Source organism: Streptomyces sp. WAC 04229 (assembly GCF_003947455.1).
Taxonomy (GTDB): Bacteria; Actinomycetota; Actinomycetes; order Streptomycetales; family Streptomycetaceae; genus Streptomyces.
This window is the reverse complement of the sequence record NZ_QHJH01000158.1, coordinates 1-16123: the sequence shown is the minus strand read 5'-3', so window position 1 is coordinate 16123 and position 16123 is coordinate 1. Positions and strand designations below refer to the sequence as shown.

Here is a 16123-nt window from a genome sequence, read left to right as displayed (position 1 = left end):
CACCACCCCCACACCACCGGACGAGCCGACCCCGACCCCGACGGAGACGTGCGACCGCTTCCTGTGGTGGTGCACGTAGGCCCTTCCGGACGCCTTTCCATGGTGATAGGTCCGGCTGAGCGGATACGGTTTGCGTAACGGGAGTTGACGGGGGCGCTCACCGGCAACTCTCCTCCTGCTCATCTCGTCCGGACCGGGCGGCACGGGGAAGTCGGTGGGGATATGGCCATGTCAGGGACGGCGCGGGCCTGGATCGTCGTGACAGCGGTGGCGGCGGGACTGGCCTCGGTGGCGCTGGTGCTCGTGGCGGTCCTGGCGGACCTGGACACCGCGGGGCAGGCGGCGAGCGTGGCGGGCGCGGTGGTCGGCCTCCTCGCCCTGCTGGTGTCGGTGATCGCCTTGCTCCGCAACGGCTCTCCGACCGCAGGGGCCCGGTCGGTCCAGTCCGGCGGGGTTATTGGTCGCGCGGTCACCGGCGACCGCAACCGTCTCGGGCCCGCGTCGGCCCCCACCGCCCCGTCGGCCTCCGCTTCTTCCCCGGGCAACGCCGTACCCGGCGAGCGAGGGGTCTCCGCCTCCGGTGGCATCGGCCAGGCCGTCACCGGCGACGAGAACGAGGACATGTGAAGTGGTGGCGGGGCCTGCGCAAGCCCGCTGAAGCCCCGGCCCAGGAGGCTCCCGCCGACGCGATCAGGGCGTCGGCCCAGCGGGGAGTGTCCCTGGGGAAGCGGGCGGTCGACGCCGACGGGGACCTCGGCGTGGTCGTCACGGGCGACCACAACAGCACCACCACGATCATGGGAGACGTGATCGTGAACGGCGCGAGCAAGGCGCCGCTCTCGGTGTACGAGGCGGAGATCCGCATACTGGCCGCCACCCACTTCGAGGGCAGAGAGAAGGAACTCGCCGAGATGAGCACCTTCGCTCTCGGCGACCACGCGCACGGTCCGTCCTACTGGCGATGGCTAGCCCCGGCCTGGTCGGGCAAGACGGCGCTCATGGCCCAGTTCGCCCTGAACCCTCCGGACGGCGTGCACGTACTGGCCTTCTTCATCACCGCGCGTTTGGCCGGCCGCTCCGACCGCACTGCTTTCCTGTCCATGCTGCAACAGCAGTTGCGCGCCTACCTGGAGGACAGCGACCTCTACTGTGACGGCTACGGCGGCTTCCATGACGCCCTGCGCCGCGCCGCCGAACGGGCACTCGGCCGGGGGCAACGGCTCGTGCTGGTAGTCGACGGAATGGATGAGGACAGCGGCGTCGAGTCCGCGTTCGCCGGATACAGCATTGCTGGACTGCTGCCCGCCACCCCGCCGGACGGCCTGCGCGTGATCGTCGCCGGCCGGCCCAATCCGCCCGTCCCTGGCGACGTGCCCGGTGGTCATCCGCTGCGGTCGGGCCACATCAACCACGGCCTCGCGGAATCAGCTGCCGCCTGCGCGGTACGCGAGGACGCCGAGCGGAGTCTGAACGACATGATCGTCGCCGGAGGCCTCTCCCTCGACCTCGTCGGTCTGACCTCCGCCGCGGGCGGCGGACTCAGCGCTGCCGACTACGCCCTTCTGATCGGGGACCGGACCCCCCGGCAGATCGAGGCGGTCCTCAGCGGTGCGACGGGGCGGTCCTTTCAGCGCCGCCCCGCGCAGTGGCCGCTCAGCGACGGTCGACGCCCATCTCTGTACTCCTTCGCCCACCAAGAGCTCGTGGTCCGTGCCGGGCATCTGCTGCGTCCTTCCGTGCTGCGTGACTACCGGGCACGTGTGCACGACCTGATCGACGCGTACCGGGAAGGGGCGTGGCCGCAGGACACTCCCGAATACGCGCTGAAGGGTTACCCCCAGATGCTGCGCGAACAGCTGGACACCGCTCGGCTTACGCGGCTCGCGACCGATCCGGCACGGCACGAGCGGCTGTGGCACACCACCGGAAGCGACACTGAAGCCCTCACCGAGATCGCTGATGCCTTCACGCTGCACAGGGCGGAGCCGGAAGCGGACCTCGTCTCGTGCGTGCGCCTTTCGTATTGCCGAGACGAACTCAAGCGCAAGGCACTGAGTTTCCCGGCCGAGGCCATCACTGTGCTGGCCAGGCTCGGGCACGTCCGCAAGGCTGCGGCGCTGCTCGGTGCCAGGGTCGAGTTCTCCGCGCACGAGTCCCGGTTGTTCGCGAACGTTCTCCGTGAAGCCTTGGTGATCGGGGAAGAGCAGTTGGTCTTGAGGGCCGTGCATGCCTTGATCCGGCCTTCGGTCCGTGAACAGGCGCTGCTCCACTGCGTCCTCGCGTTGGCGGACGCGGAGCAGGTAGATGACGCCGCCGAACTGGCTGGCACGATCGGCGATGTGAGGATGCGGAGCACCGCATTCGTCCAGGCGGCGTGGAAACTGGTCCGAGCCGGGCATCCGAATCGGACCGCAGGCCTTACCCGTGAAGCGGCCGAGACGGCGCGTGCGCTCGGTGACCCGGTGAGTCGAGTCGAGGCACTGGCCGCCGTGGTGGAAGTACTGGTGGAGGCGGGGCGGACGGAGGAAGTCGCCCCCCTGGTCACCGAGATGGACGATGTGGTTCGCGCACTCACCGACTCCCCTCGGCGATCCTGGGCGTCAGTCGTGGTGGCTGAGGCGCTGATGGACGCGGGGCGGACGGACGAGGCCGTCGGCCTGGCTCGTAACGCTGCAGACGGTGCCGGTGGCCTGGGCGATCTGGAAGAGCGGGTCGTGGTGCTGCGACAGGTCGCGTACGTGCTGGCGAAGGCGGGACGAGGCGACGAAGCCTCCCGATGTGCGCTGACGATCGATGCCCCGGGACATCGGTGCGCGGTACTTGTCAGAGTGGCCGAGGCATCGGCGGAGATGGGGCTGTCGGAGGAGACCGTCGATTCGGTACGTGCCGCTGCCGAGGCAGCCGACGACCTGCATGACCTGGATGAGCGGGCAGGAGTGTTGGCCGAACTGGCCGACGTGCTGGCGAAGACAGGAAGGGGAGAGGACGGAATCTGCCTTGCGCGCACTATCACTAGCCCCGAGCGCCGGTTCTCGGCGGTGATCGATGTGCTGTCAGTCCTGTTCAAGGCGAGACTCTCGGAGAAGGCAATCGTCCTTGTCTCGGATGCCGTCGAGGTGGCCGGCGATCTCACCAAGCCGGAGGAGCGGGCCGACGCGCTCGGACAGGTGGCACAGTTGCTGGTCACCGCGGAGCGGCTGGAGGAAGCGGTCCGTCTCATGGACTCCATCAGCGATCCTGGGCACCGCGCCATGGCATGGGGCGACGTGGCGTTGGCCATGGCGAAGGCCGGTCACACGGACGAGGCCGCGCGGCGTGGCATCGCCGCTGCCCAAGCGATCGGCACCGTGGGCGACGCCGCGACGCGGGCCGACGGACTGCTGCGCGTCGCGTGCGTTCTCACGCGGACGGGGCAGACCGAGGAGGCCGTCCGCCTGGTCCGTAGTGCCACCGAAGTGGCAGCCAAGATCAGCGATCCTCGACCTCGTGCCTCGACCTTGGTGCACGCGGCTCGCTTGCTGGCGGACGCAGGGGAGGAGGATTACGCGACACGGTGCACGGACAATGCCATCGAAGTGGCCCGCACCGCGCCCGACGTCGCCCGGACGGTCTCAAGCAGCCTGCAAGTGGCTAGGGCACTGGCCCAAGTGGATCGCACGGAGGAAGCCGCGGAAGTCACCCGGACCGCGGTCGACATGGCGATGACAGTCAAGCTGCCCGGGCCCCGGGCCACGCTGTTGGGTCATGCCGCGCTTTCACTCGTGGAGACGCATCAAGCCGCGGAGGCGATCCAACTTGTCGATACCTACGTGCGAGTGAGCCGAGGACATGTCGATCCCGATGACCAGGCGATTGACTTGGCACACGTGGCAGTTGCACTGGCAGAGGCGGGGTGGACCGAGGAAGCCGTCCGTCTTGCGCACACCGCCGCCGACTTCGCCCGTGCGACGTCTGTCCGCACTTGGCGCTCCTCGGCCTTGGCGAGTGTCGCCAGGGCACTGGCCAGGGCGGGTCGGGCAGACGAGAGTATCCGCCTTGCGGAAACCATCACCGAGCCCGATGACCGTGTGGCGGCTCTGGTGGGCGCGACCCGGGAACTGGCCAAGGCGGGCCGGACGGACGATGCCGTTCATCTCGCGCGTACGGCAGTCCAACTGGCGGGTACCGCCCCGACCACGTTCTACCGCGTCAAGGCACTCACCAGCGCAGCCCAGGCGCTGGTGGCGGTCGGGAGACTGGGCGACGCCACCGAGATCGCTGCAAGCCTCATCGAGGACGAACAGGCCATGACGCCGGCCGACGTAGCAGGATCCCTGGTAGCACTGGCGGGAGAACTGGCGGACGCGGGGCACACGGAGGAGGCCGTCCGTCTCGCCCACCGGGCGGCCGACCTGGTACGCGCAACTCCGAACCCCTCCAACCGCGCCTCGACGCTGGTCGGCGCGGTGAAGGCATTGGTCAAGGCGGACCGCCTCCACCAGGCCACCGAGGTCGCCGGCACCATCACCGAACCTTCCGCGCACGCCTCCGCCCTGGTGGCCCTGGCTCGGGCCCGTGGCCGTTCTCCCGAGGCGAGATCACTGCTCCGCTGGGCACTGTCCCTCGACACCCACGAGGAAGCGTTGGAGGAATTGGCGATGGTGTCTCCCGAGGCGTTGGACGAGGCCCTGGCGTGCGTTCGACGGACAGCGTCATAGTTCCGGATATACAGGCGAGCCGGTCCGTCCGTCAGTAGGCAGCCTCTCTGGCGCACTCACTCGGCGGCACGCTCTTGAAAGCCACCCACACGCTCTTCCCGACGACCTCCTGTGTGACGCCAAGGTCGTCGGCAACCTCCCGGGCCAGGCGCAGACCGCGTCCGGAACATGCGTCCAAGTCGGCCTCCGGACCGTCGACATCGAGATGCCGGTCGCCGCTGTCCCGTACCGCGAGGCGGATCACCGAGCCATCGAGCGCGAGGCTCACGCAGTACTCCCTGCCGGGCGGCACTCCGTGAAGGAGCGCGTTGGTGGCCAACTCCGAAACGCAGAGGGTTATGTCGTCCAGCCGATCGGTGTGACCCCAGTCCGTCAGAACCTCACGGACGAAGGCGCGGGCGTCGCGCACTGAGGCGCGTGAGCGCGGGAACCGACGGGCTCGTGACAAGGGCACGAGGGGCCACCTCCGGGAGCTGGAGCGTCCGACTGGGAGGCAATCGTATCGCTTTTCACGAAAAGCAGCTAGGTGGCAGGATGGTGAGGAACGCATGGGCGAAGTCGCTTAACGTTGGGCCCTGATATGGGCAAGCGTCGGCCGCGAGGAGGACCGTATGAGCGCGAGCAGTTGGGTCAGCACGTCTGTCCCGTATCTGACGCCGCAGGGGAATGGGCGCGGCGACGCCTGGGGCGCCGAGGCCGAGGCGCAGGGTCGCCGGGGGACGCAGCGCATCCTGCACGCCGGTGAGGTGCCCGCGCCCGCCGAGGTCGCGAATCTGCTCGGCGTACCCGAAGGGGGGCCGGTCGTCGTGCGCCGGCGACTGATCCTCCTCGACGAGCGGCCGAACGAGCTGACCGACACGTTCTACCCGCTGACCATCGCCGCGGGCACCGCTCTGTCACGCACCGCCAAGATCCGCGGCGGTGCCGTCACCCTGCTCGCCGAACTCGGCCACGTCGGCTCCCTGGTGCGCGAGGACGTCACGGCCACGATGCCGGACGAGGGCGAGCGCCGGACCTTGGAGACCGCACCCGATGAGCCGGTTCTGCGGCTCACCCGGCTGACGCTCGACCGCGAGGGCCGCCCGATTCAGGTGGATCGTATGGTGATGCCTGCCCTACGGCAGAGACTGCGCTATCAGATCGAGATCGGATGACCGTGCCCCAGGCAGAAACGGAAGGCGTCGACCGTCGCTCTCTCCACGAGCGCATCGCCGCCGATCTGCGCGACGACATCATGAGCGGTGAACTGGCGCCAGGGGCGAGCCTTCCCTCGACGGCGCGGCTCAAGGAGCGGTTCGACGCGTCGAACGCCACGGTGCAGAAGGCGTTGCAAGTCCTCAAGGAGGAGAGTCTCGTGGTGGGCAGGGCAGGGGCCTCGGTCACCGTCCGCGAGCACCGTCAGCGTACGGTGTCGCCGGCCGCGCTCCAGACTGCCGACCGTTGGCTCACGGAGGCTGCCAAGCATGGCACCCACGCCCGCAGTGTCCTCCGCGACGTGGCGGAGGTCCGTCCACCCGCCGACGTCCGTTTCGCGTTCGGCCTCCCCGAGGACGGCACGGCACTGCTGCGCAGTCAGATTCTCCTGATCGACGACGAGCCCGCCGAACTCGTCGACTGCTACTACCTGCTGGACATCGCCAGGGGCACGGCGCTCATGGAGCGTCGCCGGATCAAGGGCGGCGCACCCGCACTGCTGTCGGAACTGGGGCACCCCGCATGCCGTAGCGTGGACCGTGTCTCCGCGCGGATTCCGACCCAGGAGCAGTACCGGGCCCTCCACCTCACCAGCAGTACGCCTGTCCTGCGCACCCTCCGGGTCGTCCAGGGTGACGGGGGTCGCCCGGTCGAGGTTACGGTCATGGTGAAGGCCGGGCACCTCTACGAGCTTCAGTACGAGTTCGAAGGGGAATGAGGGTCAGCCCTCCTCGACCATCCTCCGCAACGCGTCCCGCAGAGCCACCCGCTCCCCCTCGGAGAGCCCCGCCAGCGGCTCCCGCGCGAACCGCAGGGACTCCCGCAGCCCCCGTGCCACCCGCCGGCCCTCCTCCGTAGCCGCCGCGACCTTCACGCGCCGGTCGGCGGGGTCGGGGCGGCGCTCGACCAGGCCCCGCGCCTCCAGCCGGTCCACGATCCCGGTGACGTTCGACGGCTCGCACTTCAGTTTCTGCGCCAGCTTCCGCATCGGCAGCGGCTCCAGTGACAGCAGGCTGAGCAGCTTGGCCTGCGCCCCGGTCAGCGCGCGCTCGGCGGCCGCCTCCTCGTAGTCGGCGTGGAAGCGGGCCACGACCTCTCCGATCAGCTCGACGACTTCGAGGGTGAGTGCGTCGGGTCGGCGCGTGGTGTCGCGTGGTGTGGCCATGCGATCCAGGGTACCCATTTGTTTGACAAGGTGAAATGTTCAGCCGCATGGTTGTTTCAGAACCTGAAGCATTTCGGCCAACGACGAAAGGCGCCCCCATGACCGACTCCCCCTCCCTCCCCGCCGTCAACCGCGAATGGCACCTGGTCACCCGCCCGGTCGGCTGGCCCAAGCCGGAGGACTTCGCCCTGGTCGAGGCCGAGGTCCCCACCCCGGGCGAGGGCCAGGTCCTGGTGCGCAACCTGTACGTCTCCGTCGACCCCTACATGCGCGGCCGGATGAGCGCCGCCAAGTCCTACGCGGCCCCCTACGAGCTGGGCAAGGCCATGCAGGGCGGCGCGGTCGGCGAGGTCGTCGCCTCCAACGCCGAGGGCTTCGCCGTCGGCGACCACGTCCTGCACTTCCTCGGCTGGCGCGAGTACGCCGCAGTGAACGCGAAGAGCGCCGTCAAGGTCGACCCGGACGCCGCGCCCCTGTCGACGTACCTCGGCGTACTCGGCATGACCGGCCTCACCGCCTACGCCGGTCTGCTGCGCACCGCCGCCTTCAAGGAGGGCGACACGGTCTTCGTCTCCGGCGCCGCCGGGGCCGTCGGCAGCCAGGTGGGGCAGCTCGCGAAGCTCAAGGGCGCCGCCCGGGTGATCGGCTCGGCCGGCTCGGACGAGAAGGTCCGGCTGCTCGTCGACGAGTACGGCTTCGACGCGGCCTTCAACTACAAGGACGCCCCGGTGAGCGAGCAGCTGCGCGCCGCCGCCCCCGACGGCATCGACGTCTACTTCGACAACGTCGGCGGCGACCACCTGGAGGCGGCCATCGGCTCCCTCAACCTGAACGGCCGCATCGCCATCTGCGGCGCGATCTCCGTCTACAACAACACCGAGCCCGCCCCCGGCCCGAAGAACCTCGCCCGCCTGATCCAGACCCGCGGCCGCATCGAGGGCTTCCTGGTCGGCGACCACTACGACCTTCAGCCGAAGTTCGTCGAGGAGGTCGGCCCCTGGGTCGCCTCCGGCGCACTGAAGTACCGCGAGACGGTCGTCGAGGGCATCGAGAACAACCTGGAGGCGTTCCTCGGCGTCCTGCGCGGCGACAACACCGGGAAGATGATCGTCAAGCTGTAACGACCCGGGGCCAGAGACCCGGGCTTGCGGAACGGGGCGCCACTGGCTGTGGCGCCCCGTTCGCGTCCTGTCCCACGCCCCGGCCCGGGAGACGGGTCCGGGGCGGTTGGTCCCGGCTGCGCGTAAGCCCAGCTGGATCGGAGCCGGACCCGAAGGCCCTCGTGGCTGACGGCGGCGCCCCCTGGCCGACCCAGGAGGTGCCGGCCGGCGGTGCCCGTGTCAGGCCAGTACTTCCCGAAGCCAGGACCTCTCCGCGCGGCTGGTGGCACGGGCGACGGTCAGCATGCCGCGCCGGTAGGGGTCGTCAGTGTCCTCGACGCCCAGTGGGCGGTCACCGTCGTGGAAGAAGCTCGCCGGCTGTTCGAGGAAGTCCAGTCGGCGGCGCAGTACCGCGTGCTGGTCGGCGGTGTCGGGCAGGTGGGAGAGAAAGGCCAGGACGGTGAAGTAGCGGGTGCTGTCGCTGATGTCCAGACCGTTGGCATCCCGCAGTCGGCGCAGTAGCTCGCAGCGGCCGGCATCGGTGAGGCTCAGGGTGTGCCGCCGAGCGGCCGAAGCACCCGGTTCGGTCCGCCGAGCGAGTAGTCCGGCGTTGACCAGCCGGTTGATCGCCGGGTAGAGACTGCCGTCGCTGACCGGCCGGGCATGGCCGGACAGCTGAGCTATGCGGTGGCGCAGTTGATAGCCGTGCAGCGGCTCCTCGGCCAGGAATCCCAGGATCGCGAGTTCGAGCATGCTGCTACTCTCGCACATCGAAACGAGGTACCTCGAATCGATGTAGGAGGCGGGGGTATGTACACCGAGGAATGGGTGACCACGCGAGCGCGTGATGCCTACGAGCACGGCCGGGCATCGTTCGGCGTTCGGCCCGAACGGACGGCACTGCTGGTCATCGACATGCAGGACGAGTTCGTCCGGCCCGGCTGGAGTCCCTACTGGGTGCCCGCGGCCACCCGGATGGCGCCACGGCTGCGGCAACTGGTCGAGGACTGCCGGGCCGCCTCGGTCCCGGTGATCTGGACCGTCTTCGATGACACCCATCTCGGTCTGGACCGGCCCCGCGCCCTGCAGTTCCTCCCGCACGCCGACACCGAGTGGCGCCGACCAGGCCCTGCCGAGGTGTGGGCCCCGATGGGCCGACGCCCCGACGAGGCCGTGATCCGCAAGCCCTCCTACGGGGCGTTCTACGACACCCCGCTCGACACCATGCTGCGCAATCTCGGCCGGGACACGGTCGTCGTCACGGGAACGCTCACTAACTACTGCTGTGGCGCCACGGCCCGGCAGGCGTACGAACGCGGCTACAAGGTCGTCTTCGGATCCGACGCCACGGCCACCGACGACGAGTCCCGGCACGAACCCGAACTCGCCGTCCTGCGCAAGGGCTTCGCTCTCGTCCTGACCGCCGAAGAGATCGCCGGCCGGCTGACCCCAGCCTCACCGGCATCACGGGACGAGGAGCGGGACGAGGAGCGGGCGAACATCGCCCGATGCGGCACTGGAGCCTGAAGAGGCCGCAGCCACCCGACGGGATCAGCCTGAACCGGACGGGATCTTCCTGCCGGACCTTCACCGAAGTTCCGGCATGCGGTAGCGTCATTCCGAAATCCGTCGTGGTCGTGGGCGCGAGTCACGGCGGACCGAGGAGGAAGACACCGCATGCCCATCCAGCAGTCCGAGGTCCTCTACACCGCCGTCGCCACCGCCGAGAACGGCCGCGACGGACGGGTGGCCACCGATGACGGCAAGCTCGACCTGGTCGTGAACCCGCCCAAGGAGATGGGCGGCAACGGCGCCGGCACCAACCCCGAGCAGCTGTTCGCCGCCGGGTACAGCGCCTGCTTCCAGGGCGCGCTCGGCGTCGTCGCCCGCCAGGAGGGCGCCGACATCTCCGGTTCGACCGTCACCGCCAAGGTCGGCATCGGCAAGAACGACGACGGGTTCGGCATCATCGTCGAGATCTCCGCCGAGATCCCGGCGGTGGACGCCGCCACCGCGCGGTCCCTGGTGGAGAAGGCCCACCAGGTGTGCCCCTACTCGAAGGCGACCCGCGGCAACATCACCGTGACGCTCGTCTGACCGGGGACGGCCCCGGGGTACGCGGCGGCGCGCGCGGCGCTCAGCAGGCCGACGCCGCCGCGTGCACCGCCGCCACCAGCCGCCGGTTCTCCGGCGCCGCCCCGCCCGGACAGGCGGAACGGCGCCGCGTGTAGCCGTAGGCCAGACCGCCCGACGGGTCCGCGAAGCCCTGGCTGCCGCCCGCACCGCCGTGCCCGATCGTCCCGGCGCCCAGGAACGGGTGCCAGAGGTCCGCCGTCGCCTCGAAGCCGATGCCGTACGCCCCGTGCGTCCGGGTCACCAGGTCGTAGCCCACCGAGTGGAACTGGCCGAACTCCGCCAGCGTGTCCGGCTTCAGCAGCGGCGCCCTGCCCTCCACCTCCCCGATCGCCGCCGCGTACAGCCCCGCGAGACCGCGCGCCGAGGCCACCCCGCCCACGGAGGCGGGGCCCCCGGCACGGACCGCGGGCTCGTTGGGCAGCGTCTCCAGGCAGGTGCGGTGCGCCGCGTTCCGGTTGAACGCGATCGCCGCGAGGGAACGCGGACCGTCCGGAGACGCGGCCCCGGCCCGCTGCACCGGCGTGCGGACCATCGGCCGCGCGGCGCGGAAGCGGTCGTCGAGCCCCGCAGGCAGACCCAGGTGGAAGTCCAGGTGGTGCGGGGCGCGGACCCGGTCCTCGTAGACCTCCTGCAGCGTGTGGCCCGTGGCCCGGCGCACCACCTCGCCCGCGAGCGCCCCGAGCACCAGCGCGTGGGATCCGAAGGCCGTGCCGGGCCGCCAGTACGGACGCTGGTCCGCGAGACGCTCCGCGATCACCCGGTCGTCGGCCAGCTCGGCGGTGCTGAACCCGGTGTCCGTGCCGATGACACCCGCGCGGTGCGCCAGCAGGTCCCGCAGGGTCAGCGACCCCTTGCCCTCGGCCGCGAACTCCGGCCAGTAGTAGGTCACCCTGCGGTCCAGCTCCAGCGTGCCCTCCTGGACCAGCAGGGCGGCCACCAGGTGCGCGGCGCCCAGGGTGGCGGTGTGCACCCCGTACAGCGAACCCGCCCCCGCTCCGTCGCCGGTCCACAGGTCGACGACCCGGCGTCCGTGCACGTACACGCACAACTGGCTCTCGTGGTCCGCCGGTTCTCCGGTCACGACGGCCGTGAACTCCTCACGCACCCGTTCGAAGCCGTCGGCGACGGTGCCGTGGATCTCCTGCGTCATCCGCTTCTCCTCACCCACTCGCCGGGCCCGCCCGCGGCCCGCCACCGGCCGGTACGTCCACCGGACTTCCACCGATCGGTACGGCAGGACGAGCGGGTTCGACTCAATCGGGGCGCGGCGGTGGCGGCGCCGACCGGTAGAGTGCCGCCCATGCGCGATCTTGGGGCGGGATTCGGCCATCTCCTGAAGGGCCAGCGCTGGGTTGCCCGGCACGGCAAGAGCTACGGCTTCGGGCTCGTCCCGGGCCTGATCACACTGGTCCTGTACGCGGCCGCGCTGGTCGCGCTCGCGATGTGGGGCACGGACTTCGTCGCCTGGACGACCCCCTTCGCCGACGACTGGTCGAGCCCCTGGCTCGGGCTCTTCCGCGGCTTCCTGACCGTCGTCCTGTTCGCCCTCGCCCTGCTGCTGGCCGTCCTCACCTTCACCGCGGTCACCCTGCTGATCGGGCAGCCCTTCTACGAGGCCCTGTCCGAGCGCGTCGACCGCGACGTCTCCCCGGACGGCACCGCCCCCGAGTCCGACCTGCCGCTCTGGCGCGAGGTGTGGCTCTCCGGCCGCGACAGCCTGCGGATCCTCGTCCGCGCCGCCCTCTGGGGCGTGCTGCTCTTCGCCCTCGGCTTCATCCCGTTCGCCGGGCAGACGGTGGTCCCGGTGATCGGCCTCTTCGTGACCGGCTTCTTCCTCACCGAGGAGCTGACCTCCGTCGCCCTCCAGCGCCGCGGGGTCGAGCTGCGCGAGCGCCTCGCCCTGCTGCGCTCGCGCAAGACGCTGGTCTGGGGCTTCGGCACCCCGCTGGCCGTGTCCTTCCTGGTGCCCTTCGTCGCCGTGTTCCTGATGCCGGGCGCGGTCGCCGGCGCCACCCTCCTCGCCCGCGAGCTGCTGGGCGAGGAGATCCGCGACGGCCGCGACGACCGCTCCGGCGGCGGCCCCGCCGACCCGGCGGTCAGCCCCGGTCCGGCTCCGGCGCACTGACCGCCACGGCCACGATCGCCCGCACCTGCGCCACGATGTCCAGCCGGTTCCGCACGAACTCGGGATCGGTGACCGTGCCCGTCGCCGGATCGGTGTTCCCGGCCCCGAACTGGAGCACCGGCGTGTGCACGTGCCCGCCCGGCAGCGTGCCGCGCAGCCCGAGCCGGTCCCGCAGCAGCGTCGCCCGGTAGGCGATCTCGTTGGAGAGGTAGTTCCCGCCGCCGCCCTCGCGGGCCGTCGAACCGGGCGTGGGCCCGTCCGGCCGTACGACCGCCTGGGTGGAGCCCGCCGGGATCTCGGTCACGCTCGTGTTGTCGTACACCGGGAAGCGGCCGGTCGCCGCCGCCGTGACCGCCGCGTACGGCAGCGTGGTCGTCGTCCACTGCGGCTGCGAGGCCGGGTCGGCGACGGGCACCGTCTCCGTGCGGGACACGTTCTCGTTGTCGGGGAAGCCGCCCCGCCAGGCCCCGTTGGTCCGCTCCACGTCGAACTTCCCGACCCGGCCCTGGCTCACCGTGGTGAACAGGTCCACCCCCGGCAGATACGGCCGCAGCGTCCGTTCCACGGTCCCCGCCGCGAAGTCCCGCCAGCGCACCGGGAACACGGCCGTCTCCACTCGCGCGGGCCCGTCCGGGGTGTCGATCACCGTGCCGTCCAGGGCGAGCGCGGCGGCGCCGGACGGGTTGGAGATGCGGATGTCGCGGTCCAGCGTGAAGGGGTCGAAGCCGGTGAGCAGGACACGCTTCACGCCCTTGCCCCCGTCGCCGTCGTGCCGCTGCGGCAGGCGGATGTCGGACTGCCCGCGCGAGGTGCGCTCCAACGCGTCGAGAAGCGCGTCCCGCTGCCGTTCCCCGAGCCCGAACCGGGGCTCCCAGGTGCGCAGTTCCCGTGTCATCGAGAGCCGCGCCCAGTACAGCGGCCGGTCGTCGTCGCGGCTGACGGCCCCGTGCGACGGGCCGCGCCCCTGGGCCCGGTCCACGGCGCGCCGCCACAGCGCGGAGCCCTCCCGCTCGACCAGGCGCCGGGCCTCGCGGTAGGAGTCCGCCCGCCCGAGCCCCCGCGCGAACGCCGGTGCCACGGCGGCGAATCCGGAGCCGCGCAGGATCTCCCGGGGCACGTCCCCGTCGAGCCGCCGCTCCTCGGCCGTGGGAGCGGAGGCGGTGGCCGCGGCCCCCGGAGGTGCCGCCGTGGCCGCCGCCGGAGCCGCGAGCCCCGCCACCAGGGCCAGTCCGAGTACGCCGATCCGAACACGTATGGGTCTCAAGGGAGTCCAGGTCCTTCCGTCGCCGTGGGGTGCGCTGCGGACGGCCGCAGTATCGCGTGACGCGAGGGACGCGCGCTACGGCACGGCGGCCGTCGGCGTGCGGTCCCGGTTCGAACGCGGCCCGGCGAGGAAGGATCCACACGTTCACGGAGTCGACGAGGAGGTCTCCGCGGTGGCGGACACACAGGACGATCGGGACGTACGGCACACAGGAGGATCCGAGGACGCGGCCCGCGAGGCCGTGGTCGAGGCGGCGCTCGCCGCACTCGGCCTGGACGCGAAGACCCGGCTCCTGTCCGGGCAGGACATGTGGAGCCTGCCCGCACTGCCCGAGATCGGCCTCGGGTCCCTCGTGATGTCCGACGGCCCGGTCGGCGTGCGCGGCGTCCGCTGGACCGCCGACGACCCGTCCGTCGCCCTGCCCTCGCCGACCGCGCTCGCCGCCTCCTGGGACCCCGGCCTCGCCCGCCGGGCCGGTGTGCTCCTCGCCCAGGAGGCCCGCCGCAAGGGCGTCCACGTGCTGCTCGCCCCCACCGTCAACCTGCACCGCTCCCCGCTCGGCGGCCGGCACTTCGAGGCGTACAGCGAGGACCCGTACCTGACCGGGCGGATCGGCACCGGCTACGTCACCGGCGTGCAGTCCGGCGGCGTCGCCACCACCGTCAAGCACTTCGTCGCCAACGACGCCGAGACCGACCGCTTCACCGTGAACAACCTGGTCTCCGAACGCGCCCTGCACGAGCTGTACCTGGCCCCCTTCGAGGCCATCGTCGCGGACGCCCGCCCCTGGGGCGTCATGACCGCCTACAACTCGGTCAACGGCCCGACGATGACCGAGCACCACCACCTGGTCCAGGAGGTGCTGCGCGGCGCCTGGGGCTTCGACGGCTTCAACGTCTCCGACTGGCAGGCCGCCCGCTCCACCGCCGGGGCCCTGAGGGGCGGCCTCGACGTGGCCATGCCGGGCCCGAGGACCGTGTACGGCCCGGCCCTCGCGCGGGCGGTGCGCGACGGCGAGGTGACGGAGGCCGAGGTCGACGCCGCGGTGCGCAACGTGCTGCGGCTCGCCGCCCGCGTCGGAGCCCTCGACGGCGCCGAACCGGCCGTCACCGACCCGCCCGCCGCCGTCGACGGCCGGGCCCTCGCCCGTGAGATCGCCCGCCGCTCCTTCGTCCTGGTCCGCAACGAGCCCGTCGGCGGCACGGGCCCCGCGCTGCCCCTGCGGCCCGGCACCGTCGCCCTGTCCGGAGCCGCCGCCCGCGACGCCCGCGTCCTCGGCGGCGGCTCCGCGACCGTCTTCCCCGCGCACGTCGTCTCCCCGCTCGACGGCCTCACCGCGGCCCTCCCCGAGGGCGGACTGAGCTACTCCGTCGGCGCCGATCCGAACACCGAACTCGCCGTCGCGGGCCGGGGCTTCGCGCTGCGCGCCGTCTGCCGCGACGCCGACGGCGAGGTCACCGGCACCGGGTCCGCCCCGAGCGGGCACATCCAGTGGATGGGCTCCGACCTCCCCGAGGGCGTCACCCACGACCGGCTGCACACCGTCGAGCTGACCGGCACCTTCACCCCGGACGAGACCGGCCCGCACACCTTCGGCATCAAGGGCCTGGGCCACTTCACCCTCACCGTCGACGGCGCCACGTACTACGACGACGTCCAGCGCCCCGCCAAGGACGACCCGTTCCTGTCCTTCTTCGGCGCCCCCGAACCCCGCGCCGAGGTCCGGCTCACCGCCGGCACACCCGTCGAGGTGTCCCTCAGGTACGTCGTCGACCTCCCCGACGGCGACCGGATGAAGGTCGTCACCTTCGCCCTCGCGCACGCCGGGCCCCGCCGGGACCCGGACGAGCTGATCGCCGAGGCGGCCCGCGCCGCGGCCGCCGCCGACACCGCCGTGGTCGTCGTCGCCACCACCGAGCGGGTCGAGTCCGAGGGCTTCGACCGCACCGACCTGCGGCTCCCGGGCCGCCAGGACGACCTGGTCCGCGCGGTCGCCGCCGCCAACCCGCACACGGTCGTCGTCGTCAACTCCGGCTCGCCGGTGGAACTGCCCTGGCGCGAGGACGTCGCCGCCGTGCTGCTCGGCTGGTTCCCCGGCCAGGAGGGCGGCGCGGCCCTCGCGGACGTCCTGACCGGCGCCCACGAGCCCGGTGGCCGGCTGCCCACCACCTGGGGCGACCTCGCCGACGCCCCGGTCACCCGGGTCGCCCCGGCCGACGGCGAACTCCCCTACGAGGAAGGACTGTTCATCGGCTACCGCGCCTGGGACCGGGCCGCCCGCACCCCGGCGTACCCCTTCGGTCACGGCCTCGGCTACACCGAGTGGACCTACGAGTCGGCCCACGTCGACGGCACCACGGTCACGGTCCGCCTGCGCAACACCGGCGACCGCCCCGGCCGCGAGGTCGTCCAGGTCTACCTCGCCCCCGTCGAACCCGACCC

Annotated in this window: 14 protein-coding genes; 9 read left to right on the top strand and 5 right to left on the bottom strand. The window is 71.6% G+C overall.

Annotation, left to right across the window (positions count from 1 at the left end; translation table 11 throughout):
- Window positions 1–228 precede the first annotated feature (228 nt).
- Window positions 229–627 carry a hypothetical protein gene (locus DMH12_RS39235; protein WP_185832623.1) on the top strand — a complete coding sequence of 133 codons (399 nt, stop codon included), beginning with the start codon at window positions 229–231 and terminating at the stop codon, window positions 625–627.
- A 131-nt stretch (window positions 628–758) separates the two neighbouring features.
- Entirely contained in the window at window positions 759–4697 is a 3939-nt protein-coding gene (locus DMH12_RS29450; RefSeq protein WP_125494472.1) for a hypothetical protein, read from the top strand.
- Window positions 4698–4728: 31 nt separating this feature from the next.
- On the opposite strand, the gene DMH12_RS29445 is transcribed toward DMH12_RS29450, so the two are convergent.
- A complete protein-coding gene (locus DMH12_RS29445; RefSeq protein WP_125494471.1) occupies window positions 4729–5151 on the bottom strand; it encodes an ATP-binding protein in 423 nt (140 codons plus the stop codon).
- A 157-nt stretch (window positions 5152–5308) separates the two neighbouring features.
- Here DMH12_RS29445 and DMH12_RS29440 point away from each other — a divergent pair, with 157 nt between their 5' ends.
- Both DMH12_RS29440 and DMH12_RS29435 read left to right on the top strand, forming a co-directional pair.
- Window positions 5309–5851 carry a GntR family transcriptional regulator gene (locus DMH12_RS29440; protein WP_125494470.1) on the top strand — a complete coding sequence of 181 codons (543 nt, stop codon included), beginning with the start codon at window positions 5309–5311 and terminating at the stop codon, window positions 5849–5851.
- Window positions 5848–6609, top strand: a complete 762-nt coding sequence (locus DMH12_RS29435) for a GntR family transcriptional regulator (protein ID WP_125494469.1) — start codon at window positions 5848–5850, stop codon at window positions 6607–6609. Before DMH12_RS29440 ends, DMH12_RS29435 begins: the two co-directional genes overlap by 4 nt.
- Before the next feature lie 3 nt (window positions 6610–6612).
- On the opposite strand, the gene DMH12_RS29430 is transcribed toward DMH12_RS29435, so the two are convergent.
- The gene (locus DMH12_RS29430) at window positions 6613–7056 is read right to left on the bottom strand and encodes a MarR family winged helix-turn-helix transcriptional regulator (RefSeq protein WP_125494468.1); all 444 of its coding nucleotides are present in this window, start codon (window positions 7054–7056) and stop codon (window positions 6613–6615) included.
- 98 nt (window positions 7057–7154) lie between these two features.
- Between DMH12_RS29430 and DMH12_RS29425 the strand changes: the two genes are divergently transcribed.
- The gene (locus DMH12_RS29425) at window positions 7155–8177 is read left to right on the top strand and encodes an NADP-dependent oxidoreductase (protein ID WP_125494467.1); all 1023 of its coding nucleotides are present in this window, start codon (window positions 7155–7157) and stop codon (window positions 8175–8177) included.
- Window positions 8178–8396: 219 nt separating this feature from the next.
- Here the strand turns inward: DMH12_RS29425 and DMH12_RS29420 are convergent, their stop codons facing one another.
- On the bottom strand, window positions 8397–8909 hold the full coding sequence (locus DMH12_RS29420) for a PadR family transcriptional regulator (protein WP_185832622.1): 513 nt from the start codon (window positions 8907–8909) through the stop codon (window positions 8397–8399).
- A 57-nt stretch (window positions 8910–8966) separates the two neighbouring features.
- Here DMH12_RS29420 and DMH12_RS29415 point away from each other — a divergent pair, with 57 nt between their 5' ends.
- The gene (locus DMH12_RS29415) at window positions 8967–9683 is read left to right on the top strand and encodes a cysteine hydrolase family protein (protein ID WP_125494465.1); all 717 of its coding nucleotides are present in this window, start codon (window positions 8967–8969) and stop codon (window positions 9681–9683) included.
- Window positions 9684–9833: 150 nt separating this feature from the next.
- The gene (locus tag DMH12_RS29410; protein ID WP_122620306.1) at window positions 9834–10253 is read left to right on the top strand and encodes an organic hydroperoxide resistance protein; all 420 of its coding nucleotides are present in this window, start codon (window positions 9834–9836) and stop codon (window positions 10251–10253) included.
- Between the two features lie 40 nt (window positions 10254–10293).
- Here the strand turns inward: DMH12_RS29410 and DMH12_RS29405 are convergent, their stop codons facing one another.
- On the bottom strand, window positions 10294–11442 hold the full coding sequence (locus DMH12_RS29405) for a serine hydrolase domain-containing protein (protein ID WP_125494464.1): 1149 nt from the start codon (window positions 11440–11442) through the stop codon (window positions 10294–10296).
- 150 nt (window positions 11443–11592) lie between these two features.
- Between DMH12_RS29405 and DMH12_RS29400 the strand changes: the two genes are divergently transcribed.
- A complete protein-coding gene (locus DMH12_RS29400) occupies window positions 11593–12417 on the top strand; it encodes an EI24 domain-containing protein (protein ID WP_125494463.1) in 825 nt (274 codons plus the stop codon).
- On the opposite strand, the gene DMH12_RS29395 is transcribed toward DMH12_RS29400, so the two are convergent.
- Window positions 12389–13681 (bottom strand): pyroglutamyl peptidase, encoded by a 1293-nt coding sequence (locus DMH12_RS29395; protein WP_185832621.1) that lies wholly within the window; start codon window positions 13679–13681, stop codon window positions 12389–12391. The two genes, DMH12_RS29400 and DMH12_RS29395, sit on opposite strands and share 29 nt — an antisense overlap.
- 172 nt (window positions 13682–13853) lie before the next feature.
- Between DMH12_RS29395 and DMH12_RS29390 the strand changes: the two genes are divergently transcribed.
- Window positions 13854–16123, top strand: a 2270-nt coding sequence (locus DMH12_RS29390) for a glycoside hydrolase family 3 C-terminal domain-containing protein (protein WP_125494462.1), incomplete at its 3' end; no start/stop codon positions are given.

What these genes read in the sequence shown, in the direction of transcription:
- DMH12_RS39235 (WP_185832623.1), top strand. Translation starts at nt 229, where the DNA reads ATGTCAGGGACGGCGCGGGCCTGGATCGTCGTGACAGCGGTGGCGGCG.
- DMH12_RS29440 (WP_125494470.1), top strand. Translation starts at nt 5,309, where the DNA reads ATGAGCGCGAGCAGTTGGGTCAGCACGTCTGTCCCGTATCTGACGCCG.
- DMH12_RS29435 (WP_125494469.1), top strand. Translation starts at nt 5,848, where the DNA reads ATGACCGTGCCCCAGGCAGAAACGGAAGGCGTCGACCGTCGCTCTCTC.
- DMH12_RS29430 (WP_125494468.1), bottom strand. Translation starts at nt 7,056, where the DNA reads ATGGCCACACCACGCGACACCACGCGCCGACCCGACGCACTCACCCTC.
- DMH12_RS29425 (WP_125494467.1), top strand. Translation starts at nt 7,155, where the DNA reads ATGACCGACTCCCCCTCCCTCCCCGCCGTCAACCGCGAATGGCACCTG.
- DMH12_RS29420 (WP_185832622.1), bottom strand. Translation starts at nt 8,909, where the DNA reads ATGCTCGAACTCGCGATCCTGGGATTCCTGGCCGAGGAGCCGCTGCAC.
- DMH12_RS29415 (WP_125494465.1), top strand. Translation starts at nt 8,967, where the DNA reads ATGTACACCGAGGAATGGGTGACCACGCGAGCGCGTGATGCCTACGAG.
- DMH12_RS29410 (WP_122620306.1), top strand. Translation starts at nt 9,834, where the DNA reads ATGCCCATCCAGCAGTCCGAGGTCCTCTACACCGCCGTCGCCACCGCC.
- DMH12_RS29405 (WP_125494464.1), bottom strand. Translation starts at nt 11,442, where the DNA reads ATGACGCAGGAGATCCACGGCACCGTCGCCGACGGCTTCGAACGGGTG.
- DMH12_RS29400 (WP_125494463.1), top strand. Translation starts at nt 11,593, where the DNA reads ATGCGCGATCTTGGGGCGGGATTCGGCCATCTCCTGAAGGGCCAGCGC.